Below are 21,859 nucleotides of genomic sequence, written 5' to 3' on the forward strand. Positions count from 1 at the left end.
CGGCGGCTTGAGGTTGGGCATGATGATGGCGCGGCCGAAGGTGCGGGCCACATCGGCGACTGTGCGCGGCAAGGCGGCACCGTCGCGCAGGTGGATGTGCCAGTCGTCGGGGCGCAGCAGGGTAAGGCGGTCAGTCATGGAGGCTTCCAGGCGGGCAAAACGTGGCGAGAATGCTACCGGAAAAGGCCAGTGGCGGCACGCTGAAAGCTGCCTGAGGCGACAATCTCGGACGGATGCCCGGGCGCATCGGCAAGTTGGCGGCGTCTGTCTCGGCGGAGCGCCTCAAGTTTTCCCGGCCCGCACCGATAGCCATGAAGTAAGCGGTATTCCTTGGAGCCTGTCGTGCGACTTTATCCACTCGCGATGCTATGCCTGCTGGCCAGCCAGCCAGTGCTTGCCATCAGCTTCCAGACGCGTCTGGAGAAGGTGCAGTGGCAGGTCGAGGGCGATCAGTTCGAGTGCCGTCTAGCGCAGCCCATTACCGATTTCGGCGCTGGGGTATTCGTGCGCCGGGCTGGCGAGCAGGTGACCTTTCGCATGCAAGCCCGCGAGCGCTGGCTGGGCGCGGGTAGCGCGACTTTGCTGGCCGCCGCTGCCCCCTGGCAACCGGGGCGCGGCGATATCAACCTGGGCCAGGTCAGCGTCGGCACCAGCGAGGTGCTATTTAACAGCTCCCAGGAGCAGGGCGCGCGCCTGCTGACCGGCTTGCTCGAAGGCCGCAGCCCGCTGGTGCGCCACCGCACCGCCCAGGGCGGCGAGGCCATAGAGATTCGCCTGCTGCCGGCACGCTTCAACAAGGCCTACAACGACTACCTGGGGTGCACGGCCAAGCTGCTGCCGGTGAATTTCGATCAGGTACGCCAGAGCCAGGTGGGCTTTCCCGGCGGTGGTGTGGATCTCGAGCCGCTGGCCCAGGCCAAGCTGGACATCATCCTCAACTTTCTCAAGGCCGACCCCAGCGTCAATCGCATTCAACTCGATGGGCATGCCGACAACGGCGGCAATCGCCTGACCAACCGCGACCTGTCGCGGCGCCGCGCCCTGGCGGTGATGGAGTACCTCAAGGCCAATGGCGTGCCTGCCGAGAACATCACCATGCGCTTTCATGGCGAGCGTTACCCCCTGGCGCCAAACAATTCTGAGGCCAATAGGGCGAAAAATCGCCGGGTCAGCTTGTTGCTCGACCGTGCCCCTATGGCTGCGCCTGCGGCTCCGGCCGAAACGCCAGCTGAAGTCCCGGCCGAGCCTCCCGCCGAGGCTCCAGCAGCGCCGGCGGCGTCTTCCTGAGCCAAGAAAAACGTCGCGCCGACGACAGAAACTGTCGCTTGGTCGTCTCAAGCTGTCGCGGCCCTGTAATTTGGCCGCCGGGGTCAGTAGAATCACGGGTTTCCCGCACAACCCCGTGGAGTTGATGGCATGGCCGACGTAAACAAGGTAGTCCTGGCATATTCCGGTGGCCTGGACACTTCGGTGATTCTCAAGTGGCTGCAAGATACCTATAACTGCGAAGTGGTGACTTTCACCGCGGACCTCGGCCAGGGTGAAGAAGTCGAGCCGGCCCGCGCCAAGGCCAAGGCCATGGGCGTCAAGGAAATCTATATCGACGACCTGCGCGAAGAATTCGTCCGCGACTTCGTCTACCCGATGTTCCGCGCCAACACCGTCTACGAAGGCGAGTACCTGCTGGGTACCTCCATCGCCCGTCCGCTGATCGCCAAGCGCCTGATCGAGATCGCCAACGAGACCGGCGCCGACGCCATCTCCCACGGCGCCACCGGCAAGGGCAACGACCAGGTGCGTTTCGAACTGGGCGCCTACGCGCTCAAGCCAGGCGTGAAAGTCATTGCCCCGTGGCGCGAGTGGGACCTGCTGTCGCGCGAGAAGCTGATGGACTACGCCGAGAAGCACGCCATCCCGATCGAGCGTCACGGCAAGAAGAAGTCGCCGTACTCCATGGACGCCAACCTGCTGCACATCTCCTATGAAGGCGGCGTGCTGGAAGACACCTGGACCGAGCACGAAGAAGACATGTGGCGCTGGACCAAGTCGCCGGAAGCCGCGCCGGATACCCCGACCTATATCGAGCTGACCTACCTCGGCGGTGACATAGTCGCCATCGACGGCAAGGCCATGAGCCCGGCCACCGTACTGGCCGAGCTGAACCGCATCGGCGGCGAGAACGGCATCGGTCGTCTGGACATAGTCGAGAACCGCTTCGTCGGCATGAAGTCCCGCGGCTGCTACGAAACCCCCGGCGGCACCATCATGCTCAAGGGCCACCGCGCCATCGAGTCGATCACCCTGGACCGCGAAGTGGCGCACCTGAAAGACGAACTGATGCCCAAGTACGCCAGCCTGATCTACAACGGTTTCTGGTGGAGCCCGGAGCGTCTGATGCTGCAACAGATGATCGACGCCTCCCAGGCCAACGTGAACGGCGTGGTGCGCATGAAGCTGTACAAGGGCAACGTGATCATCACCGGGCGCAAGTCCGATGACTCGCTGTTCGATGCCACTATCGCCACCTTCGAAGAAGACGGCGGCGCTTACAATCAGGCCGACGCCGGTGGCTTTATCAAGCTCAACGCCCTGCGCATGCGCATCGCGGCGGGCAAAGGGCGCAAGATGCTCTGATAGACTCAAGCACCTGAGCCCGACGCAAACCCCGGCCATAAGCCGGGGTTTGCATTTCTAGGCCGGTAAGCCGATTAGGAGAAATCTGATGAGACTGCTGCACACCATGCTGCGTGTCGGCGATATGGACAAATCCATCGCTTTTTATACCGAAGTGCTGGGCATGACCCTGTTGCGCCGCAAGGATTACCCGGAAGGGCAGTTCACCCTGGCCTTCGTCGGTTACGGCGATGAAGCGCACAACAGCGTGATCGAGTTGACCCATAACTGGGGCGTGGACAGCTACGAGCTGGGCAGCGGCTACGGCCATATCGCCCTGGAAGTGGCCGATGTGTACAAGGCCTGCGAGGATATTCGCGCCCTGGGCGGCAAGATCACCCGGGAGGCCGGGCCGATGAAGCATGGCAGCAGCATTCTGGCCTTCGTCGAGGACCCGGATGGTTACAAGATCGAATTGCTATCGCCGTCGCGTAACGACTGAAGCCGTTGCAGGCTTGAATGGCGAAAACGAAAAGCCCCGCATCTGGCGGGGCTTTTTTATGCAGGGTTGAGGCTTAGAGGTCGAAATCGTATTCGGCCAACTGCTTGTGCAAGCGGCGCTCTTCGAGAAAGTTGTCGATGATGCGGCGCTTGGTCAGGTTGGTTTTGGCAACCTCAACCGGGGCTTCGGCGTCGTCGGTTTCCTCTGCGACAAAGTCTTCCTCGAGCTCAAGTTCTTCTTTCGCGGTGCTCATCTGCTTCACTCCAGGCTACAAGGGCCATTTGGGCACCTTATAGCGGCAAAACCTGAGCGGGTAAAAAAGATTTTTTCAATCGCCTAATCGGTTGATTGAAGAGCGGCTCAATCGTCTGAGGTTTTCTGCTTGTATTCGCACAGGTCTTCGATGCGGCAACTGCCGCAACGCGGTTTGCGCGCCTGGCACACATAGCGGCCATGCAGGATCAGCCAGTGGTGCGAATCGAGGAGAAACTCCGTGGGCACGAATTTCAGCAGCTTCTTCTCCACCTCCAGCACCGTCTTGCCCGGCGCTAGGCCGGTGCGATTGCTGACGCGGAAGATATGCGTGTCCACCGCCATGGCCAACTGGCGAAACGCGGTGTTGAGCACCACGTTGGCGGTCTTGCGGCCGACCCCGGGCAGGGCTTCCAGGGCTTCACGGGTTTGCGGCACCTGGCTGCCGTGCAACTCGACCAGCATGCGGCAGGTCTCGATTACGTTCTTCGCCTTGCTGTTGTACAGGCCGATGGTTTTTATATATTCGCTTAGCCCTTCGACGCCCAGTGCATGGATAGCCTCGGGAGTATTGGCCACCGGAAACAGCTTGGCGGTGGCCTTGTTGACCCCGACGTCGGTGGCCTGGGCGGAGAGAATCACCGCGATCAACAGCTCGAAAGGTGAGCTGTAGGCCAGTTCGGTCTTGGGCTCGGGATTGTCTTCGCGTAGGCGGCGGAAGATCTCATAGCGCTTGGCGGCGTTCATGGTCGCTCGTCGTGGTGAAAGGGGTGAGCGGCCGCCAGCAGCAGGCCGAGCAGGATAAAGGCGCCGGGCGCCAGCGTCAGCAACTGGACGCCGCCCTGGCTGGCAAGGGATAACTGCCAGCCGGCGGCAGCCGGGCCGAACAACCAGTCGCCATGGCTAAAGAGCGTGGCATGGCCGAGGCCTTCGCGCAGCAGGCCGAGCAGCAAGGCCAGGGCGGCGAATAGCAGACCCGGCTTGAGCCCGGCGAGCGCGGTGGGGCGCCGATCCAGTGCCAGCCCCAGGCAGGGTAAGAGCAAGAGCGGCAGAAACAGGGCGAGGGCGGCGAACAGTTCGGCGCTGAGCAGCTGCAGCAACAGTTCGGCGCCGCTCACCAGCAAGCCGCCGAGCAGCAGGGCGGCGAGCAACAGCGCATTACCCTGCAGCACACGCCGCAGCGGGGCCAGCAGCAGGCCGCAGAGGCTGAGGATGACTAAACCGAGCAGGCCGATGCCGATGGCTTTGACCAGCAGATCGGTGCCGCCCAGCAGCGGCGCCAGGCCGGTCAGGGCAAGGGCGGTGCGTGGGTGGTTCATGGTTGCCGTGCCTTGAGCAGGTAGTCGCGCTGCTCATCGAAGAACCTCAGGGCGCGCTGCAGGGCGTCTTTCACCGCACGAGAGGTCACAGTGGCGCCGGCGATCTGGTCGAACTGGCCTATCTGTCCTGCATCGGTGTCGGCGCGTAGTGTCCAACTGGCTTCGCCGTCGGCCAGGGACTTGCCGTCGAAGCCTCGCAGCCAGGGGCTGCGCTGGCGCTCGATCGAGTCGCCCAGGCCCGGGGTTTCGCGCTGCTGCAGCACCTTGCTGCCGAGCAGGCGGCCGTCCACCGAGATGGCCACCAGCAGCCTGATCGGCCCCTCATAGCCGCGGGCGGTGACCGGCAGCAGCACGGCGCTGAGCTGTCCGTCTAGGCTGGCCTGGTAGCCGGACTCGGCGCTGGCGTTGCCGAGCAGGCCGCCGGCCGGCAGCGCTATGGGCTGGCTCAGGGGGCGATTGTCATAGCTGCCGGCGGGCAGCAGGTCGAGCAGTGCGCGCTCGGCCGCGGCCTGGCGTTGCTGCTCGATGCGCGGCGCGGCCAGCTGCTGCAAGGCTATAAGCAGGGCGCCGCCAAGCAGCGCGATCAGTGCCAGCGTCACTACCTGTCGTAGGCGCGGAGTCATTGCGCGGCTCCAGTGCCGCGCGTTGCGGTGAGGCGCTCGAGGCTCGGCACGCAGAGGTTCATCAGCAGCACGGCGAAGGCCACACCGTCCGGATAACCGCCCCAGGTGCGGATCATATAGGTGAGCACGCCGACGCCTATGCCGAAGTACAGGCGGCTGCGCTCGTTGTCGGCGCCGCTGACCGGTTCGGTGACGATAAAGAAGGCGCCGAGCATGCTCGCGCCACTGAACAGGTGCAGCAGCGGTGAGCCGTTGGAGTCCGAGCCGGAACCGTTCCAGCACAACAGGCTGATCACGAACAGCGCGCCGAGCATGCCCACCGGCGCCTGCCAGCGAATTACCTTCTGCTGCAGGAGGAACAGGCCGCCGGCGAGAAAGGCCAGGTTGACCCATTCCACGCCGCGACCGCCGACGCCGCCGAAGGCCGGATGCTGGGCGAACAGTTCGTCGATGGTCAGGCGGTTATTGTGCTTGAGGCTGTCGAGCACTGTGGCCTGGCTCCAGCCATCGACCAGGCCACTGCCGAAACCTAAGACCTGTTGCAGCCCGGCGAGCAGGTCGTGCCCAGTGCCCTGGGCTGGCCAGTGCACCATCTGTGCGGGGAAGGCGACCAGGGCGAAGGCATAGCCGAGCATGGCCGGATTGAACGGGTTCTGGCCGAAACCGCCGAACAGCGATTTGCCGAACAGCGTGGCGAATGCCGCGCTGGCGATGGTCAGCCACCAGGGCGCGTAACTCGGCAGAGCCAGGGCCAGGAGCACGGCGCTGACCAGGCCACTGCCCTCGGCCAAAGGCGGCAGGGCGAACAGGCTGTGCTCGGCTCGTGGCGCGGGTTGCTGGCGCAGGCGCCGGGTCAGCAGCTCGCAGGCACAGCAGCTGGCGCTGGCCAGCAGCAGCTGCAGGAGCAGGCCCCAGCCGTTGAACCAGAGCAGGGCCAGCGCGCCAGGCAGGCAGGCGAGCAACACCCGCTGCATGCTCGGGCGTGGGTCGAAGGCGGGCTCAGTGTGGCTGATAGTCATGCAGGCGCTGCTCTACATCCGCCAGGCGCTGGCGAGCCTGTTGCAGGGTCGCCGCATCGGCATTCTGCCGGCGCTCGAGGCGCTGCAGATCGGCACGGGCGTAGGCTTGCTCGGTCTTCAGCTCGCGCAACTGCAGATCCACCGCGGCCTTGTCGGTGCGTAGCAGATTGGGTGCGGGTTTGCCGCTGTTAGCTTCGGCGTTGTGCAGGTCGCGCTCGGCAGCCGCCAGGGCTTGGCGCAGCGATAGCAATTCACTTTCGTCCAGTTGCAGGCGCTCGGCCTTGCCCAGCTCTACGCGGCGCATGGCCAGGGCGATCTTGGCCTGCTTGAGCGCGGCTTCGCCGGCGTTGGGCGCTGCGGCCTGGGCCGGCTGGGCGGCATCCAGCTCGCGCTGGGCCTGCTCGGTGGCCTGACGCAGGCTCTCGACCTGGCGCTGCAGCTCGGCAGTGCCGTGGCTGGCCAGCTGCTTCTCGGCCTTGTTCAGCGCCACCCTGGCCATGGCCGCATCAATCTTCAAGCGCTTGTAGCGTTCCTGGGCTTCGCTGCCAGAGGCTTGCTGGGCCTTGACCCGCTCCAGCGCCGCTTGTACCGGATTGGCTAGATTGGGCTGGGTCGCCGTGAGCTGGGCGCGGGCCGCGCGTTCGGCCTGGCGCCGCGCCTCGTCGCTGGCCAGGCGCGCCAGATGGGCCTGGTGGCGGCCGCGGAACTGGTCGGCGCGTTGGCGCTGGGCCTCGGCTGCGTTGCCGGCCAGTGGCAGGATATCGATGCAATCTACCGGGCAGGGCGCCACGCAGAGCTCGCAGCCGGTGCATTCGTCGGTGATCACGGTGTGCATCAGCTTGGCCGCGCCGACTATGGCGTCCACCGGGCAGGCCTGAATGCACTTGGTGCAGCCGATGCACTCGGCTTCACGGATCAGGGCTATCTGCGGGGGTACGGCGGGCAGTTCCAGTGGTAGCTCGGACACCTGCAGCAGCTTGGCCAGGGCCTGGATGGTGGCGGCGCCGCCGGGCGGACATTTGTTGATCGCCTCGCCCTGGGCGATGCCTTCGGCGTAAGGCTTGCAACCCGGATGGCCGCACTTGCCACACTGGGTCTGCGGTAGCAGGGCGTCGATGGCCTGGATGCTGATCAGCGCGCTCATGCCGCCCCCAGGCCGTTGAAACCGAGGAAGGCCAGCCCCATCAGGCCGGCGCAGATCAGCAGCATAGGCGTGCCCCTGAAGGCCGTCGGTACATCGCATTGCTCGATGCGTTCGAGCAGGTCGGCGAACAGCTGCAGCACCATCCAGAAGCCCAGGCCGCCACCCAGCCCGAGTGCCAGGGCGAGGGGAAAACTCTCCAGCGGTTTGCTCGCCAGCATGACGCCCAGGCCGGCGCCATTGCCCAGCAGCAGCGGCCATAGCCCGGCGGGTTGCGCCAGGCTCGGGCGCAGTCGCGCGAGTAGCGCCAGGCTGAGCCAGGCCAGGGCGGCCAGCAGTGGCACAAACAGCAGTAGCGACAGATAACCCAGGCCAGGCTGCAGCAGTTTGTGCAGCAACCAAGCCAGCGGCGCGGCGAGCAGGATCAGCAGTGCGCCGGCCGGGCCGAGGGCTTGCACGCGCGCGTGACGCAGCGAGTCGGCGGCAACCGGCAAGGTGAGGATCAGGTTGTTGACCAGCGCGGCGCCGATCAGGGCGAAAAGAAGTTCGGTCATGCGCGTGTGTGGTCGCTGCTAATAGGCCGCAGGGTGCGGCCGGGCGGAACAATCCAGGCCGGCGCCAGGGCTATTGCGCCCCGGCGGGTGCCTCCTACTAAGGTTAGCCTAGCGTCTTACTTGACGCGCTGACCCGGCTTGGCGCCGCTGTCCGGGCTGAGCAGGTAGATCTCTTCGCCGCCTGGGCCAGCTGCCAGCACCATGCCTTCGCTGATGCCGAACTTCATCTTGCGCGCGGCCAGGTTGGCCACGTACAGGGTCAGACGACCTTCCAACTTGCTTGGGTCCGGGTAGGCGCTCTTGATCCCGCTGAACACATTGCGCTTGGCGTCGCCGATATCCAGGGTCAGACGCAGCAGCTTGTCGGCGCCTTCGACGAACTCGGCCTTCTCGATCAGGGCGATACGCAGGTCGACTGCGGCAAAGGCATCGAAGGCGATCTCGGCGGCCAGCGGCTCTTTAGTCAGTTCGCCATTGCCTTGGGCTACCGGGGCGGCTTCGCTGGCGGCCAGGTCTTCTTTGGAGGCTTCGATCATGGCGCCGATTTTTGCCGGCTCGATACGGGTCAGCAGGGCGCTGAACGGGTTTAGTTGATGATTTTCCAGGAAAAGCTTGTGGTCGTTCCAGCTTAACGGCGCGACATTGAGGAAGGCTTCGGCGTCGCTGGCCAGCTTCGGCAGCACGGGCTTCAAAAAGATCACCAGTTGGCGGAACAGGTTCACGCCCAGGGCGCAGATGGCCTGCACTTCGTCCTGCTTGCCGTCCTGTTTGGCCAGGGACCAGGGCGCCTTGTCGGCGATCCAGGCGTTGGCGCGGTCGGCCAGAGCCATGATCTCTCGCATGGCGCGGGCAAAATCGCGGGCCTCGTAGGCTTCGGCGATGCTCGGCGCGGCGGCTTGGAAGGCCTCGGTCAGCTCCGGTGCGGCGTTGCCGGCCACCAGCAGGCCGTTGTTGCCCTTGTGGATAAAGCCGGCGCAACGGCTGGCGATATTCACCACCTTGCCGACCAGGTCCGAGTTGACCTTCTGCACGAAGTCCTCGAGGTTGAGGTCCAGGTCATCGACGCCGCGGCCGAGCTTGGCCGCGTAGTAGTAGCGCAGGTATTCCGGGTTGAGGTGATCCAGGTAGGTGCGCGCCTTGATAAAGGTGCCGCGGGACTTGGACATCTTCTGCCCGTTGACGGTCAGGTAGCCGTGCACGGCTACCGCGGTCGGCTTGCGCAGGCCGGCGCCTTCGAGCATGGCCGGCCAGAACAGGGCGTGGAAGTTGACTATGTCCTTGCCGATAAAGTGGTACAGCTCGGCGCTCGAATCCTTGTTCCAGAACGCATCGAAGTCCAGCTCAGGGCGCTTGGCACAGAGGTTCTTGAAACTGGCCATATAGCCGATCGGCGCGTCCAGCCAGACGTAGAAGTACTTGCCCGGCTCGTCGGGGATTTCGAAACCGAAGTAAGGCGCATCGCGGCTGATGTCCCATTCTTGCAGGCCGCCATCCAGCCACTCGGCGATCTTATTGGCCACTGCGTCCTGCAGTGCGCCGCCGCGGGTCCAGCTTTTCAGCATGGCCTCGAAGTCCGGCAGCTTGAAGAAGAAGTGCTTGGAGTCGCGCAGCTCCGGCACGGCACCGGAGATGGCCGAGCGCGGGTTTTTCAGCTCGGTGGGCTCGTAGGTGGCGCCGCATTTCTCGCAGTTGTCGCCGTACTGGTCTTCCGCCGCGCACTTGGGGCAGGTGCCCTTGATAAAGCGGTCGGCGAGGAACATGCCCTTCTCAGGGTCGAAGTACTGGGTCACCGAGCGGGTGGCGATATGCCCGGCGTCACGCAGTTTCAGGTAGATGTCCGCGGACAGCTCGCGGTTTTCATCCGAGTGGGTCGAATGATAGTTGTCGAAGTTGACTCCGAAATCGGCGAAGTCGGCCGTGTGTTCGGCCTGCACATTGGCGATCAACTGTTCCGGGGTGATGCCTTCCTTTTCGGCGCGCAGCATGATCGCCGAGCCATGGGCGTCGTCGGCGCAGACGTAGATGGCCTGGTTGCCGCGCAGTTTCTGGAAGCGCACCCACATGTCGGTCTGGATGTACTCGAGCATATGGCCAAGGTGAATCGAACCATTGGCATAGGGCAGGGCGCTGGTGACGAGAATCTTGCGGGCTTCGGACATGGGGATCGGCTGCACTGGTAACTCAGGGGAGCCGGCAACTATAAAGGAAGCGGCAAGCTACAAGCCAGAAGTGACAAGAAAAAGCCTTGCAATCCAGGGGTGGATTGGCCCCTCTTGCTTGCAGCTTGCAGCTTGCAGCTTGCAGCTTGCAGCTTGCAGCTTGCAGCTTGCAGCTGCTGCTATGATGTCCGCCTGCTTTACTCAGCCTTTCGGAGCCCTCCATGAGTGTCGTTACCCGCGCAGCGGTCGAAGCCGCATTGTCCCAATACACAGATCCCCATCTGAATCAGGACCCGGTCAGCGCCGGCTGTCTGCGTGAGGTGGATATTCAGGGCGGCAAGGTCAGCGTGCGCCTGGAGTTGGGTTACGCCGCTGGATTGTTCAAGAGTGGTTGGGCGCAGATGCTGCAAATGGTCCTGGAAAACCTCGAGGGTGTCGAGCGCGCCCAGGTGCAGGTCGATTGCCTGATCGAGGCGCACAAGGCCCAGGATCAGGTGCCGGCCCTGGCCAATGTGAAGAACGTGATAGCCGTGGCCTCCGGCAAGGGCGGTGTGGGCAAGTCCACCACCGCAGCCAACCTGGCCCTGGCCCTGGCCCGCGAAGGCGCCAAGGTCGGCATCCTCGATGCGGATATCTATGGTCCCAGTCAGGGCATCATGTTCGGCATCCCCGAAGGCACGCGGCCGGAGGTGAAGGAGCAGAAGTGGTTCGTGCCGCTCAAGGCCCATGGCGTGGAAGTGATGTCCATGGCCTTCCTGACTGATGAGAACACCCCGGTGGTCTGGCGCGGGCCCATGGTTTCCGGGGCGTTGATCCAGTTGATCACCCAGACCGCCTGGGATGACCTGGATTACCTGGTGGTGGACATGCCGCCGGGCACCGGCGATATCCAACTGACCTTGGCGCAGAAGGTGCCGGTAGCTGGCGCGGTGATAGTCACCACGCCGCAGGACCTGGCCCTGCTGGATGCCAAGAAAGGTATCGAGATGTTCCGCAAAGTGAATATCCCGGTGCTGGGTGTGGTGGAGAATATGGCCGTGCATATCTGCTCGAACTGCGGGCATGCCGAGCACCTGTTCGGCGAGGGCGGTGGCGAGAAACTGGCGGCGCAGTTCGGCGTCGATCTGCTGGCCTCCTTGCCCTTGTCGATGGCCATTCGCATGCAGTCCGATGGCGGCAAGCCGACCACCATCGCCGATCCGGAAAGCCAGATCGCGATGATCTACCAGGAAACTGCGCGCAATGTCGGCGCGCGTATCGCCCAGATTGGCCGGCAGGCGCAAGGCATGCCGAGCATCGAGGTGAGCGAAGACTGAGCAAAGATGCCGCGCGCCTGCAGGGTGCGCGGCATTTTAGCGAGACGCTTGATAAAACCAGCGCCCACAAAAATTTTCCGGGAGAAATTTTTGACGCTGCGTAGCGGCGGCCCGCAGGGTGGCCGTCAGGGATGAGCGGCCACAAAAAAGCCCCGCACTAGGCGGGGCTTTTCTTGCAGCTAGGTTAGATCAGGTTATACAACCTGAACTTCCTCAGCCTGCATGCCTTTCTGACCACGGGTGGCCACGAAAGTAACTTGCTGGCCTTCTTTCAGGCTCTTGAAGCCATCGCTCTGGATAGCTTTGAAGTGTACAAACAGGTCGTCACCGGATTGCGGGGTGATGAAGCCGTAGCCTTTCTCATCGTTGAACCACTTTACGGTGCCATTCTGACGATTCGACATGTGATGTCTCCTAACAATATTAATAACAGCCCTGGAAAAGCCCAGGCCGGGACTGAGTGCAACGAGTACTAGGAGTCGGACGATGTTTGGATCGAAATCTAGGCATCAAGTAGCGATTCGCGGTGACACATGCAGCACAGTGGGGCCACCATACCCGCTTTTAGCGCTAAGCGCGAATGCTCTGTGCATCTTTCTGTTATTTACCGATGGGCAGGCATCTCTCCATTTGCCGGATGGCCTCGCGCAACAGTCTTTGAACCCTGTGGCCGGCCCCGGTAAGATGCGCTCACTTTTTCATCATTAGCTTCTTCAGGACGCCCGCCATGAGCATTAAATCGGATAAGTGGATTCGCCGCATGGCCCAAGAGCACGGCATGATCGAACCTTTCGTCGAGCGCCAGGTGCGTAATGAGGGGGCCGAACGCCTGATCTCCTACGGCGTTTCCAGCTATGGCTACGATGTGCGCTGCGCCGATGAATTCAAGGTGTTCACCAATATCAACTCGGCCACGGTCGACCCGAAGAATTTCGATGAGAAAAGCTTCGTCGATGTGAAAAGCGATGTGTGCATCATTCCGCCCAACTCCTTCGCTTTGGCCCGCACCGTGGAATTCTTCCGTATCCCCCGGGATGTGCTGACCATCTGCTTGGGCAAAAGCACCTATGCGCGCTGCGGCATCATAGTCAACGTCACCCCGCTGGAGCCGGAGTGGGAAGGCCATGTGACCCTGGAGTTCTCCAACACCACCACCCTGCCGGCGAAGATCTATGCCAACGAGGGCGTGGCGCAGATGCTGTTCCTGCAATCCGACGAGGCCTGCGAGGTGTCCTACAAGGACCGCGGCGGCAAGTACCAGGGCCAGCTCGGCGTGACCCTGCCGAGGGCCTGACAGGGCGTCGGATGCATTAATAAGAGAGCCGGGCATTGCCCGGCTTTCTTATGGCCATCTCCCAGCCAAATGCTGCGAATTTTTCCGCGACATTCGCGGCTGAAACCACTCTGCTGCACGCGTAGCGCATGGGTCTAGTTGAATTGCTGCCTGTAATGCTTCATCACGTCGCTGAGTGCGGCGGTGGTGACGGCCGTGGAGACACCGAACATGAGAATGCCGTTGGCTGCTTCCAGGGCGCTGAGCAACTGCCACTTGGGCGATAGCACCACATCGCCGTAACCGAGGGTGGCGAAGGTTACGCCGGAAAAGTACAGGGCCTGGGATAGGCTCTGGAATTCGCCGAGAAAGACGAACAGTAGCGCCCAGATGCCCATTTGCATTAGGTTGCCAAACATCATCAGCAGCATCACCAGGCTAAGGATCAGAATGGTGTTGCCACGTCCGTGGCGCTCGCGGCTCTGCCGATAGTGCAGGTAGTGGTGCAGGCTGAGGCCGACCATCGCGGCCTGCAGTACCAGGCACAGCACTGTCATGGGTATTCCGATCAGCAGGTTCAGGAGCATGGTTTTCCTCGTGGGGCTGAGGGCTGTCCCAGTGGTCGATCCAACTCTGCCGTGGCGACTGGACGTCCGGGCCCAGGTTCATCTAGCTACCCAGGGTGGCTGCGGCCAGCAATGCCCGAACGTGTAGGTGCTTACTCGCCATCCTGCGGATCGGTCGCGTTATTGATTTGGGGGCTGTCGACCCATTGCCAGAACAGTTTGTAGCCCACGGCCAGCAGCACCGGCCCGATGAACAGGCCAATGATGCCGCCATTCACCATGCCGCCCAGGGCGCCGATCAGTACCACCGGCATCGGTACGTCGACCCCGCGACCGAGCAGCAGAGGCTTGAGTACGTTGTCGGCAAGGCCGGCGACGAAGGTGTAGATGGCGAAGATGATAGTGGTCAGGGTGGCCCCTTCGGTGAAGAAGACGAAGGCGATCACCGGCAGGGTGATCAAGGTGGCTGGCAACTGCATGATCCCCAGCAGCAACACGACCAGGGCCAACAGGCCGGCACCGGGAACCCCTATAAAGACGAAACCAGCACCGATCAGCAGCATCTGGATGAAGGCGATGCCGATCACCCCCTGGGCGACGGCACGGATGGTCGCAGTGCACAGCTCGACCAGCGCATCGCCGTGCGGCGCCTCGATCACGCGCGTCGCGATGCGTTGGGCACTGCGCTGGCCAGCTTTGCCATAGGCCATGATGATGCCGGCAATCATCAGTGCGGCGATGAATACCAACATGCCAATGCCCACCTCGGCGATTTGCCCGAGCAGGCTCAGGGTCATGTTTTTGAGTTGCGGTGCCAGACGCTGCAGGACTCCGCTCAGGTCGGAAGCCGATTGCGCCCAGAAACCATGTAACTGTTTGCCGATTAGCGGCCACTGGGCCACGGCATCCGGTGGCGGCGGGATAGGTACGCCACCTGACTTGACTGCGGCAATCACCGCTTGAACCGACTCGGTCAGGGACGTGCCGAGCAGGTAGATAGGGATCAGCAGGATGGCGATGGCAAACAGCACCAGCAGGGTGGCGGCCCGCCTATCGCTATGGCCGGTACGCGCCTTGATCAGGTTGTGCAGCGGGTAGAGGGTGATGGCGAGGATCAGGGCCCAGCACATCAGACTGAGGAAGGGGCTGAACACCCCGTAGCAGGCAATCACCAGGGCAGTGATCAGGCCTGCTCGGATCAGCGTGTCGAGGAGCGTGCGAGTTAACTGCCTTCCTGGTGGGCCGGTGTGCGCCATATGGCTTTCCTTTGCTGAGGTGACTGAGAGCCTGTCCAGACTCTGCTGCGTGTCTGCCAGGCTGAATGGCGCCGTGCCTGACCTTTGCTCGCGGGGGGTAACAGATTCTTAGCTCAGCCCGGACTGAGTGGCCCGGCTGTTACTGCAAAAGCGTAGCCTGCCGCAGGCGTTTCAGCCCACGACCTTGGTGCTCAGCCTGTATTTCTTCTTGTGGGGTGCGCGGTACCCAGTAAAGGCTCTATATAAGCCTCTGCGGAGACTGCGCAGGGCGCCAGCGGCAGCTCGCGCTTGTGGCGGGTGTTGTCATATGTGCGCACGATGCTGGCGTAGGCGTGCTCGTTCAGCGGCTGGCCATGCAGGTAAACATCGATTTTGGCATGGCTGACGTCGTGGGCTTCCTCGTCCGGTTTGCCCGGGCGCAGTTCTTCCAGATCGGCGGTTGGGGTTTTCATCTCCAGGTGTTCAGGTGCGCCCAGGTGCCGGGCGATGGCGCGTACCTGGCCTTTGACCAGGCCCGATAGCGGGGCCAGGTCGCAGGTGCCGTCACCGAATTTGGTGACGAAACCCATCACCGTTTCGGCGGCGTGGTCGGTGCCTATCACCAGGCCGTTGTTGGCGTTGTCGATGGCGAACTGGGCGACCATGCGAATGCGTGCCTTGATATTGCCGACCACTAAGTCGCGGCGGGCGTCGGTCAGTTGCTGCAAGTGGCTGACCTGCTCGCCGAGAGCGTGCACGCTGCTTGCGATATTCACTGTGTCTTCCAGGTTGGCGCGGATGAACTGCAGCGCGGCTTGGTCGGTGAAAGGCGGCTCCAGGTCGAGGGCGGCGGCTACTTCGGCTTGGCGGTTGCTCATTTCAAGGTTTTTACTGAGCGTTGCAAATGCAGGCGCATGCGGCGAGTAGGCGCGAGCAGCATGCGTTGCTGATATAGGGGCGCGCGCAAAGCTTAATGCGAAATCCCCTGGGTCGATGCGTTTAAACGCTGAGTTTAGAGCTGCAGGGCATGAATTCTGGGCATTAGCAGGCCGAAGGGGCGTTGGCAGGGTAAATCCCAGGCAAAAGAAAGGGCGCTATAAGCGCCCTAAAACGATGATCTATGGAGTAAGTCCATTTACTCAGAGCGGCAGCCGCTGAATTGGTTCAATGGCTGCCGACGAACGGTCGTTACCTGCCGGGCATCAGCAATAGGCGTTGGTTGCCATAGGCCTGGTCGAGGTTCTGCGCCTGGAAGGGGAAGCTCATATAGCGCCCCTTGAGCCAGGCGTCGATGCCGTCGGCGTAGTGCTTGCTTGCCGGGTTGCCGGATTGCCCGGAGCTATTCAGGCCGATCAGCGGTTCCTCGCGGCCGAAGTCGACGACTATGCGCATGGCCGGAATCAGCCAGGTATCGAAATCCTGCCCCCAGTGGTAAGCCGCCACATTGAGGGTGCTGTGATCACCGCCCGCCGGGTAGGGGCCGCGATCCAGATAGCCTTTGATGGCGTTGATGCTGGTGCGCTGGCTGGCGCTCATATACTGCGCCAGTTGGCTGGTCTCGGTGGTCCAGTTGTAGCTATGCAGCTTGCCCCACTGCCAGGCGCTGCGGTCGCTGCCCAGCTTGCTTTCCATAAAGCTCAGCGCGCCCGCCAGGCTGCGAGCGAGAATCGCCGCTTTGTCTTCCTGCTGCGGCGTGCGCCGATCATTCCAGAACGGGCTGTCATCACGCCCGAGCAGGTGGTCGGCCTGGGCCGAATAGGAGCTGTTGGCGGTTTCCACCAAGGCTTTCCAGGCCGGGCTGGTTTCCGGGCCCAGTTCATCGAGGAAGGTCTGGCGCGCGCTTTCATAGAGGAAGGCGCTGTACAGCGCGGCATCGGCCGAGCTGGCGGCCATTTTGCCGTCGAACTTGCTCAGGCGGCTGTGCGCTTCGCGGGCCTTGGCGCGTTCTGCTGATGGTAGGGCGTCTATGGCGGCTGTCAGGGCTTCGGCCATGCCGGGGGCGCTGAACATGCGTTGCAGCTTGCCGACGAAGGGGGTGGTCTGGTCGTACTGCATGGCGATCATGCTGGCGCTGTCGTGTTTGCCGCTGCCGGCCAGTGCGGCGATGCGTTCGGCGCGCTCGGGGTAGTACCAGGAATTGGAGAGCTGCATGCCATAGCCGCGCGGCACCGTGCGGTGGTTGGCGGTGCCCAGCCAGCCTTGCGGCGGGTCCTGGTCGTAGGGGTGCAGCATCGGGTCGGCGAAACCGTCCCAGTCATACTGGCTATCCCAGCCGGGAGACGGCATCAGGCCCAGGCCGGCACGGCGGTTGGGGAAGCGCCCGGTGACTTGCCAGCCGATATGCTGGGCGTCGGCGAAGACGATGTTCAGCGGCATGGCGCGTACTTCGCGGGTGGCCTCGAAGGCCTGTTCCACCGATTGCGCACGGGACAGATCGAAGAACGCATCGAGGGTCTTGTCGGCTTCGAATTGAGTGGTCTTCAGGGCCAGGCCGTAGCCGCTGCTCAGCTGCAGCGGTTGCAACATGTGTTTACGCTCGCCCAGCACCGAGTTCAGCAGCGGGCCGTGGCGAGTCTCGTAGAGGGTTTCGCGGATTGGCCGCTGCCCTTTGATAAAAAAGGTTTCCTGGCGCTCTTGGGCGGGCAGCCATTTGCCGTCGGCCAGGTAATGCAGGCGGCCGCCTTGGCGTTTGGTCTTCTCCAGAAACAGGTCCTGGTTATCGCCCATGACCATGGTCATGCCCCAGCCGAGCTTGCCATTGAAGCCGGCGACTATTGCCGGTACGCCGGCAATCGACACGCCCGCCGCCTGGTATTTCGGCGAACGGATCTGCACGAAATTCCACGCCGAGGGCATCGCCAGGGGCAGGTGGGTGTCGTTGGCCAGCAGGCTTCTGCCGCTGCGGCTTTTCTGCGGCGCGATGGCCCAGTTGTTGGAGGCCGCGACGCCGAGCATATGGGCATCGGCGAACTGGCTGAGGGCGCCGCTGACGGCGCTCAAGCCGGCCAGCTGGCCATTCAGATCGAGGCCTTTGAGCTTGGCCGCCTCCTCGATTGGCAGGGGCTCATCCGGGTAGGTGGGCAGCAGCCAGGCAAGTTGTTCGCTGCCGACTTTCTGCGCCAGCACCAGGGAGGCGATCTCCTCTTGCAGGTTGACCGCCAGGCCGAAGTTCAGCAGGCAGAACACCAGCACCGAGTCTTCGGCTTTCCAGTAGGCCGGGCGGTAGCCGGACTCGGCCAGGTCCATCGGCAATTTGTCGCGGTAGCGGAACAGGTAGGCATTGACCCCGCGGGCATAGACTTCGAAGAATTTCTTCAGACGTGGCGAGGCATTGCTGTAGAGCACCGCGGCGCTTTTCTTCAGATTGACCGCACGCATAAAACGGTCGATTTCCAGCACACCCGGGCCGGCCATTTCCGCCAGCCGGCCTTCGGCCATCAGGCGCAGGCCAACCATCTGGCTGAGGCGATCGCTGGCATGCACATAGCCCAAAGCGAACAGCGCGTCATGGAAGGTGGTGGTCTCGATCAGCGGCATGCCCAGCGGGTTGCGCCTGATCACCACGCTCTGCGCCAGGCCCTGGACGCGGACTATGCCCTGGTCCGGATGCAGACTGTCGCTGTAGCGGCTGCTAAGAAATGACTGGCAGCCGCTCAGCACGACAACCGCGGTCAATGCGGCGGCGAGGCTCAGATGGGCCAGGGGGCGAAACGCGCGCGATAGCATGCAGCAGGCTCCTTGCAATACGAGGAAAGGTCGGATGGGGCACGCGCCTTCCTGGCGGTGCTTACCGGGGTGCAGGTGCGGGGGTACTAAGGTAGCCAGCGGCCATGGGCCTGACAAGGCGCATGGCCTGGGCAGCAGGCGCTTTTGCATGGTGGCAGCGGCTTAGTCGGGTAATCAGTGTACGGCGGCGAGAGCTGCAGTTTTGTGCTGCAGCCCCAGCTCGCTGAGCGGTGACCTTTAGAGCAGGCTGCCGGCGAGAATCTGACGATCCCCGCTAGCGCGACTCATAGCCAACCAGCGCTAGCCAGCAGGCACAGAGCCGGGCTGCTTCTTATATAGAGGCTTATGCGCCGTGGCATTTCTTGAATTTTTTCTGGCTGCCGCAGGGGCAGGGGTCATTGCGGCCGACGTCTTTCAGGGCGTTGCGCACCGGTTCCTGGTGAGCGTGACCGCAGTTCGGGCCATGCACATGACCCTGCTCATGGGCGTGGCTATGGTCGTGAGCATGACCGTGATCGTGATCGTGATTGCAGTCTGGGCCGTGGACGTGTTCTTGCTGAGTCATGTGCGGTTACTCCGGGATAAATTTACCGGGAATTATCTCGCCATTGCGCGACATGTGCACGCTTCGTCCGAACATCAAGCCGGTTTTTACCTTGCCCTGTAGCCGATAAGGGATGGGTTTGTCAGGTTTTTCCAGGGCTTTGACGATTTGCCGCAAGTGCCGCCAGAGGTTGGTACGCACCGGAACGTCAAAGCTGTGGTGGCCGCGCGCCGGGACGGTGAACCAGACATCGGACTCGCCTTCGGCCAGTTTTACCTGGTTGAGGTGCACCACGTACTCCAGCCCGCGCACCGGCAGGCTGACGTTATTGGGGTTGTCGATGCGAAAGCGCAGGGTGAAGTGCTGCTCGAGCAGCTTGGCCCGCACTACGTCGACTTTGACCAAGCGGACCTCGGGGTCCTTGAAGTCGCCTGAGATCCAAGAGGAACAACCGGCAAGGCCTGAAATGAGGCCAAAAAAAATCGATAGGCTAAGAATTCTTATCGTTTGCGCCTGATAGAACATTGCATACTCCGAATGACGCGTCAGTGTAACAAGCAAGTGCTTGGCTGCCATCAGTTGTGACGGTAAAAAAACCTGCGCCATACTGAACAAGGATTAGGACAGGAGTGTGACCATGGCTCGTTACGAAATCGCCTTTAGCGCGCAGTTAGTGCCGGGTGCTCAGTTGGAGTCGGTGAAAGCCAATCTGGCCAAGTTGTTTCAGGCCGATGAGCAGCGCCTGGCCTTGTTGTTTTCCGGGCGGCGCATCGTGATCAAGAGCAATCTGGACGAGGCAGGGGCGGAGAAGTATCGCGCTACTCTCGAGCGTGCCGGCGCCTTGGTTGAAGTGGTCGACCTGGAGCTACAGCAGGAAGTCGAGGAGATCGAGTTGGCACCGCCGCCGCAGGTTGCCGCGCCGGCTGCAACTGCTGTCCCGGTGGCGTCTGCCGAGCAGGCGGTCGGACGTTTGCAGGTGGCCCCGCGGGATGAATATATGGCGGCTTTCGCTGAGGTGGATGCGCCAGATTTCGGCATCGCCCCCTTGGGTGACGACTTGCAGGACGACAAGCCCGAGCCACAGGCGCCGGCACTCGATTTGTCGCAGTTCAGCCTGGCTCCGACCGGCAGCGATATGGGCGAAGTGAAAAAGGTCCCGGCTGGACCTCCGCCCGATATCTCCCACTTGAAGTTGCAGGAATAGCGCGAGCACTCACAGGGGGCTGGGCCTTATGAATTGCTCCGCTGCGCTGCGAAAAACTGTGCACAGCACTTCTTGAATTTCTGCCCGCTGGCACAGGGGCAGGGGTCGTTGCGCCCAGTCTTGAGCTCAACGGTGGGATCGATAAAGTACCAGTCACCTTGGTTTTCCACGAAAGCCGAGCATTCGCGATGGCTATGTTCGCCACTGTCGTCGCGCCAGCGTGCGGTGAAGGTGACCCAGGCATGCTCGGGTTGAGCGCTGAATACTTCGGCGCTTTCCACCTTGAGCCCCAACCAAGTACTGCTCAGGCTCCAGGCCGCGATGGCCTGGCGATCCAGTCCGGCTTGTTGGGCGGGCAGGGTGGTTGTCACTAGATAGTCGATCAATCCCAGCGCATAGGCGCTGTAGCGTGAGCGCATCAGGGCTTCGGCACTGGGGGCGCGCGCACCTTGGTGATACTGGCCGCAACATTGATCCAACAACTTGCCGCTGGTGCAGGGGCACAACGCCGTGCTCATGGCTTCACCACCAGTATTTGCCGAAGTTTTCCGGATTGGCCCAAAATTTTGCGTTGAGCCAGTCCGGTACTTGCTTGTAGTCGAGCAGGTCGTAGGTGAACAGGTTGAGCGTCTGTTCGTCGCGCTGAAAGCGTTCGCTGACTTGCAGTGCCAGGGCGAAGAAGTCGGTTTCTTGCCAGGCACTTGCCTGCAGGTCGACCAGTACGGCGAGGCGACTGGCGTTCAAGTTGCGAATGCCACCCAGCAGTTCCAGGCCGGCGCGTTTGGGCAGGTGTTCGAGGCAGTCGACTATCAGGGCCAGGTCAAAGCGTTGCGCCGCCAGCTCCGCAGGCAAGGCCCCTGCCGCTGCATGGGCGATCTGGCAGTCCGGGTGGGCGGCTTGGAAGGCTTCTACGGCGGGCAGTGCACCGGCGCCCACCAAGAGCAGGCGCTGTGGGGCGTAGCGCGCCAATAAAGCGGCTAGGGCTTGCTGCGGAGTACGGGGTGACAGAGTTTCAGGCATGGAAAGTTCTCGCTCAGATTGCCAAAGACTAACGTGCCGTCGCTCTAAGGCCTAGTGCAACTGTTGTCTGGGCCTATTCTCTGGCGCATTCGCAAACTGGCGTCTTTACTGCTTAGGTATCGGTTTTAGGCCGACTTACCAATAGGAGAGGTATATATGAGCATTATGAGGAAGGCAGTTCCCCTGATTCTCGCGAGCAGTTTTTTGACCGGTTGTGCCGGGTTGCAGAAAACTGACTGGCCAACCTGTGCGGCAGTGGGTGGTGTAGGTGGTGCGGCACTGGGTGCCATTGAAAGTTCAACCTGGGCGGCGGGTGGCGCCGTGGTGGGTGCGGGCATGGCAGCGGCCTATTGCTGGGTGCATGGTGCCAGCGATGAGCAGGTGGCCGTGGTTGAAGAAGAAGTGGTCGAACAACCTGTTGCCGAGCCTGTAGCAGAAGCGGTGCGGGTTGAGTTGGATGTGAAGTTCGATTTCGACAAGTCTCAGGTCAAGCCGGAAAGTTATGGCGATATCAAGAATCTGGCCGACTTTATGAGCCAGTACCCACAAACCACAACTGTGGTTGAAGGCCATACCGACTCGGTGGGTACCGATGCTTACAACCAGGGCCTGTCCGAGCGCCGCGCCAATGCCGTGCGTGATGTGCTGGTCAACCAGTACGGCGTAGGTGGCGATCGCGTCAATGCGGTGGGTTACGGCGAGTCGCGTCCGGTTGCAGACAACGCAACCTCGGCTGGTCGTGCAATTAACCGCCGTGTAGAAGCCGAAGTAGAAGCGCGTCCTTAACTGCTTG

General features: G+C 62.4%; 22 protein-coding genes and 3 pseudogenes. 7 read left to right on the forward strand and 18 right to left on the reverse strand.

The window, feature by feature from the left end; genetic code table 11:
• Nucleotides 1-138, reverse strand: a pseudogene (locus Q8Q83_RS03080) (dihydroorotase); the annotation flags it as partial.
• A gap of 225 nt (nucleotides 139-363) precedes the next feature.
• On the opposite strand from Q8Q83_RS03080, the gene Q8Q83_RS03085 reads away from it, so the two are divergent.
• The 3 genes from Q8Q83_RS03085 to gloA all read left to right on the forward strand — a co-directional run bounded on the left by Q8Q83_RS03085 (nucleotide 364) and on the right by gloA (nucleotide 3,115).
• Nucleotides 364-1,287 carry an OmpA family protein gene (locus Q8Q83_RS03085; RefSeq protein WP_371132355.1) on the forward strand — a complete coding sequence of 308 codons (924 nt, stop codon included), beginning with the start codon at nucleotides 364-366 and terminating at the stop codon, nucleotides 1,285-1,287.
• 129 nt (nucleotides 1,288-1,416) lie between these two features.
• Nucleotides 1,417-2,634 (forward strand): argininosuccinate synthase, encoded by a 1,218-nt coding sequence (locus tag Q8Q83_RS03090; protein ID WP_305621034.1) that lies wholly within the window; start codon nucleotides 1,417-1,419, stop codon nucleotides 2,632-2,634.
• Between the two features lie 88 nt (nucleotides 2,635-2,722).
• Nucleotides 2,723-3,115, forward strand: coding sequence for a lactoylglutathione lyase (gene gloA / locus Q8Q83_RS03095; RefSeq protein ID WP_305621036.1), 393 nt, complete (start codon nucleotides 2,723-2,725; stop codon nucleotides 3,113-3,115).
• Between the two features lie 73 nt (nucleotides 3,116-3,188).
• Here the strand turns inward: gloA and Q8Q83_RS03100 are convergent, their stop codons facing one another.
• From Q8Q83_RS03100 to metG, 8 genes are all read right to left on the reverse strand, one after another.
• Nucleotides 3,189-3,368 (reverse strand): PA3496 family putative envelope integrity protein, encoded by a 180-nt coding sequence (locus Q8Q83_RS03100; RefSeq protein ID WP_305621037.1) that lies wholly within the window; start codon nucleotides 3,366-3,368, stop codon nucleotides 3,189-3,191.
• Nucleotides 3,369-3,475: 107 nt separating this feature from the next.
• Complete coding sequence (nth, locus tag Q8Q83_RS03105; RefSeq protein WP_305621039.1) at nucleotides 3,476-4,114, reverse strand: endonuclease III; 639 nt, start codon at nucleotides 4,112-4,114, stop codon at nucleotides 3,476-3,478.
• Nucleotides 4,111-4,686 carry an Rnf-Nqr domain containing protein gene (locus tag Q8Q83_RS03110; RefSeq protein ID WP_305621040.1) on the reverse strand — a complete coding sequence of 192 codons (576 nt, stop codon included), beginning with the start codon at nucleotides 4,684-4,686 and terminating at the stop codon, nucleotides 4,111-4,113. The genes nth and Q8Q83_RS03110 overlap by 4 nt, the downstream gene beginning before the upstream one ends.
• Nucleotides 4,683-5,309, reverse strand: coding sequence for an RnfABCDGE type electron transport complex subunit G (locus Q8Q83_RS03115; protein ID WP_305621042.1), 627 nt, complete (start codon nucleotides 5,307-5,309; stop codon nucleotides 4,683-4,685). The genes Q8Q83_RS03110 and Q8Q83_RS03115 overlap by 4 nt, the downstream gene beginning before the upstream one ends.
• Nucleotides 5,306-6,328, reverse strand: coding sequence for an RnfABCDGE type electron transport complex subunit D (locus Q8Q83_RS03120; RefSeq protein WP_305621044.1), 1,023 nt, complete (start codon nucleotides 6,326-6,328; stop codon nucleotides 5,306-5,308). The genes Q8Q83_RS03115 and Q8Q83_RS03120 overlap by 4 nt, the downstream gene beginning before the upstream one ends.
• Nucleotides 6,309-7,472, reverse strand: a complete 1,164-nt coding sequence (gene rsxB / locus Q8Q83_RS03125) for an electron transport complex subunit RsxB (protein ID WP_371132353.1) — start codon at nucleotides 7,470-7,472, stop codon at nucleotides 6,309-6,311. The genes Q8Q83_RS03120 and rsxB overlap by 20 nt, the downstream gene beginning before the upstream one ends.
• Nucleotides 7,469-8,023 (reverse strand): Rnf-Nqr domain containing protein, encoded by a 555-nt coding sequence (locus tag Q8Q83_RS03130; protein WP_305621046.1) that lies wholly within the window; start codon nucleotides 8,021-8,023, stop codon nucleotides 7,469-7,471. The genes rsxB and Q8Q83_RS03130 overlap by 4 nt, the downstream gene beginning before the upstream one ends.
• A 116-nt stretch (nucleotides 8,024-8,139) precedes the next feature.
• Nucleotides 8,140-10,182 carry a methionine--tRNA ligase gene (gene metG, locus Q8Q83_RS03135; protein WP_305621048.1) on the reverse strand — a complete coding sequence of 681 codons (2,043 nt, stop codon included), beginning with the start codon at nucleotides 10,180-10,182 and terminating at the stop codon, nucleotides 8,140-8,142.
• Nucleotides 10,183-10,403: 221 nt separating this feature from the next.
• On the opposite strand from metG, the gene apbC reads away from it, so the two are divergent.
• Nucleotides 10,404-11,498: an iron-sulfur cluster carrier protein ApbC gene (gene apbC, locus Q8Q83_RS03140; RefSeq protein WP_305621050.1), complete on the forward strand. Its 1,095-nt coding sequence runs from the start codon at nucleotides 10,404-10,406 to the stop codon at nucleotides 11,496-11,498.
• A gap of 194 nt (nucleotides 11,499-11,692) precedes the next feature.
• On the opposite strand, the gene Q8Q83_RS03145 is transcribed toward apbC, so the two are convergent.
• Nucleotides 11,693-11,902 (reverse strand): cold-shock protein, encoded by a 210-nt coding sequence (locus Q8Q83_RS03145; protein ID WP_090498617.1) that lies wholly within the window; start codon nucleotides 11,900-11,902, stop codon nucleotides 11,693-11,695.
• A 323-nt stretch (nucleotides 11,903-12,225) separates the two neighbouring features.
• Between Q8Q83_RS03145 and dcd the strand changes: the two genes are divergently transcribed.
• Complete coding sequence (gene dcd, locus Q8Q83_RS03150) at nucleotides 12,226-12,792, forward strand: dCTP deaminase (RefSeq protein ID WP_108488079.1); 567 nt, start codon at nucleotides 12,226-12,228, stop codon at nucleotides 12,790-12,792.
• Between the two features lie 134 nt (nucleotides 12,793-12,926).
• Here the strand turns inward: dcd and Q8Q83_RS03155 are convergent, their stop codons facing one another.
• The 6 genes and pseudogenes from Q8Q83_RS03155 to Q8Q83_RS03180 all read right to left on the reverse strand — a co-directional run bounded on the left by Q8Q83_RS03155 (nucleotide 12,927) and on the right by Q8Q83_RS03180 (nucleotide 19,367).
• A complete protein-coding gene (locus tag Q8Q83_RS03155; RefSeq protein WP_305621054.1) occupies nucleotides 12,927-13,358 on the reverse strand; it encodes a potassium channel family protein in 432 nt (143 codons plus the stop codon).
• 131 nt (nucleotides 13,359-13,489) lie between these two features.
• Complete coding sequence (locus Q8Q83_RS03160) at nucleotides 13,490-14,593, reverse strand: AI-2E family transporter (protein ID WP_305621055.1); 1,104 nt, start codon at nucleotides 14,591-14,593, stop codon at nucleotides 13,490-13,492.
• A gap of 191 nt (nucleotides 14,594-14,784) precedes the next feature.
• Nucleotides 14,785-15,390 (reverse strand): annotated as a pseudogene (gene nadE / locus Q8Q83_RS03165) (NAD(+) synthase); the annotation flags it as partial.
• A gap of 370 nt (nucleotides 15,391-15,760) precedes the next feature.
• Entirely contained in the window at nucleotides 15,761-18,298 is a 2,538-nt protein-coding gene (locus tag Q8Q83_RS03170; RefSeq protein WP_305621058.1) for a penicillin acylase family protein, read from the reverse strand.
• A gap of 343 nt (nucleotides 18,299-18,641) precedes the next feature.
• Nucleotides 18,642-18,863: an SEC-C metal-binding domain-containing protein gene (locus tag Q8Q83_RS03175; protein WP_305621059.1), complete on the reverse strand. Its 222-nt coding sequence runs from the start codon at nucleotides 18,861-18,863 to the stop codon at nucleotides 18,642-18,644.
• Nucleotides 18,864-18,869: 6 nt separating this feature from the next.
• Nucleotides 18,870-19,367 carry an LEA type 2 family protein gene (locus tag Q8Q83_RS03180; protein WP_305621061.1) on the reverse strand — a complete coding sequence of 166 codons (498 nt, stop codon included), beginning with the start codon at nucleotides 19,365-19,367 and terminating at the stop codon, nucleotides 18,870-18,872.
• Between the two features lie 112 nt (nucleotides 19,368-19,479).
• On the opposite strand from Q8Q83_RS03180, the gene Q8Q83_RS03185 reads away from it, so the two are divergent.
• Nucleotides 19,480-20,046, forward strand: coding sequence for a hypothetical protein (locus tag Q8Q83_RS03185; RefSeq protein ID WP_305621063.1), 567 nt, complete (start codon nucleotides 19,480-19,482; stop codon nucleotides 20,044-20,046).
• Nucleotides 20,047-20,072: 26 nt separating this feature from the next.
• Here Q8Q83_RS03185 and Q8Q83_RS03190 read toward each other — a convergent pair whose 3' ends face one another.
• Together Q8Q83_RS03190 and Q8Q83_RS03195 are read right to left on the reverse strand one after the other, a co-directional pair.
• Nucleotides 20,073-20,564, reverse strand: coding sequence for a YchJ family protein (locus tag Q8Q83_RS03190; RefSeq protein WP_305621065.1), 492 nt, complete (start codon nucleotides 20,562-20,564; stop codon nucleotides 20,073-20,075).
• A gap of 4 nt (nucleotides 20,565-20,568) precedes the next feature.
• Complete coding sequence (locus Q8Q83_RS03195) at nucleotides 20,569-21,066, reverse strand: DUF6231 family protein (protein ID WP_305621066.1); 498 nt, start codon at nucleotides 21,064-21,066, stop codon at nucleotides 20,569-20,571.
• Nucleotides 21,067-21,495: 429 nt separating this feature from the next.
• Here Q8Q83_RS03195 and Q8Q83_RS03200 point away from each other — a divergent pair.
• Nucleotides 21,496-21,852, forward strand: a pseudogene (locus Q8Q83_RS03200) (OmpA family protein); the annotation flags it as partial.
• Nucleotides 21,853-21,859: the final 7 nt, after the last annotated feature.

This window comes from Pseudomonas sp., from assembly GCF_030696055.1.
GTDB lineage: Bacteria > Pseudomonadota > Gammaproteobacteria > Pseudomonadales > Pseudomonadaceae > Aquipseudomonas.

Bases quoted from the DNA above. Each gene is read 5' to 3' on its own strand.
- Q8Q83_RS03155 (WP_305621054.1), bottom strand. From the start codon at position 13,358: ATGCTCCTGAACCTGCTGATCGGAATACCCATGACAGTGCTGTGCCTG.
- Q8Q83_RS03170 (WP_305621058.1), bottom strand. From the start codon at position 18,298: ATGCTATCGCGCGCGTTTCGCCCCCTGGCCCATCTGAGCCTCGCCGCC.
- Q8Q83_RS03195 (WP_305621066.1), bottom strand. From the start codon at position 21,066: ATGCCTGAAACTCTGTCACCCCGTACTCCGCAGCAAGCCCTAGCCGCT.
- Q8Q83_RS03100 (WP_305621037.1), bottom strand. From the start codon at position 3,368: ATGAGCACCGCGAAAGAAGAACTTGAGCTCGAGGAAGACTTTGTCGCA.
- apbC (WP_305621050.1), top strand. From the start codon at position 10,404: ATGAGTGTCGTTACCCGCGCAGCGGTCGAAGCCGCATTGTCCCAATAC.
- Q8Q83_RS03145 (WP_090498617.1), bottom strand. From the start codon at position 11,902: ATGTCGAATCGTCAGAATGGCACCGTAAAGTGGTTCAACGATGAGAAA.
- dcd (WP_108488079.1), top strand. From the start codon at position 12,226: ATGAGCATTAAATCGGATAAGTGGATTCGCCGCATGGCCCAAGAGCAC.
- Q8Q83_RS03130 (WP_305621046.1), bottom strand. From the start codon at position 8,023: ATGACCGAACTTCTTTTCGCCCTGATCGGCGCCGCGCTGGTCAACAAC.
- metG (WP_305621048.1), bottom strand. From the start codon at position 10,182: ATGTCCGAAGCCCGCAAGATTCTCGTCACCAGCGCCCTGCCCTATGCC.
- Q8Q83_RS03115 (WP_305621042.1), bottom strand. From the start codon at position 5,309: ATGACTCCGCGCCTACGACAGGTAGTGACGCTGGCACTGATCGCGCTG.
- Q8Q83_RS03120 (WP_305621044.1), bottom strand. From the start codon at position 6,328: ATGACTATCAGCCACACTGAGCCCGCCTTCGACCCACGCCCGAGCATG.
- gloA (WP_305621036.1), top strand. From the start codon at position 2,723: ATGAGACTGCTGCACACCATGCTGCGTGTCGGCGATATGGACAAATCC.
- Q8Q83_RS03180 (WP_305621061.1), bottom strand. From the start codon at position 19,367: ATGTTCTATCAGGCGCAAACGATAAGAATTCTTAGCCTATCGATTTTT.
- Q8Q83_RS03190 (WP_305621065.1), bottom strand. From the start codon at position 20,564: ATGAGCACGGCGTTGTGCCCCTGCACCAGCGGCAAGTTGTTGGATCAA.
- Q8Q83_RS03085 (WP_371132355.1), top strand. From the start codon at position 364: ATGCTATGCCTGCTGGCCAGCCAGCCAGTGCTTGCCATCAGCTTCCAG.
- Q8Q83_RS03110 (WP_305621040.1), bottom strand. From the start codon at position 4,686: ATGAACCACCCACGCACCGCCCTTGCCCTGACCGGCCTGGCGCCGCTG.
- rsxB (WP_371132353.1), bottom strand. From the start codon at position 7,472: ATGAGCGCGCTGATCAGCATCCAGGCCATCGACGCCCTGCTACCGCAG.
- Q8Q83_RS03175 (WP_305621059.1), bottom strand. From the start codon at position 18,863: ATGACTCAGCAAGAACACGTCCACGGCCCAGACTGCAATCACGATCAC.
- Q8Q83_RS03090 (WP_305621034.1), top strand. From the start codon at position 1,417: ATGGCCGACGTAAACAAGGTAGTCCTGGCATATTCCGGTGGCCTGGAC.
- nth (WP_305621039.1), bottom strand. From the start codon at position 4,114: ATGAACGCCGCCAAGCGCTATGAGATCTTCCGCCGCCTACGCGAAGAC.
- Q8Q83_RS03160 (WP_305621055.1), bottom strand. From the start codon at position 14,593: ATGGCGCACACCGGCCCACCAGGAAGGCAGTTAACTCGCACGCTCCTC.
- Q8Q83_RS03185 (WP_305621063.1), top strand. From the start codon at position 19,480: ATGGCTCGTTACGAAATCGCCTTTAGCGCGCAGTTAGTGCCGGGTGCT.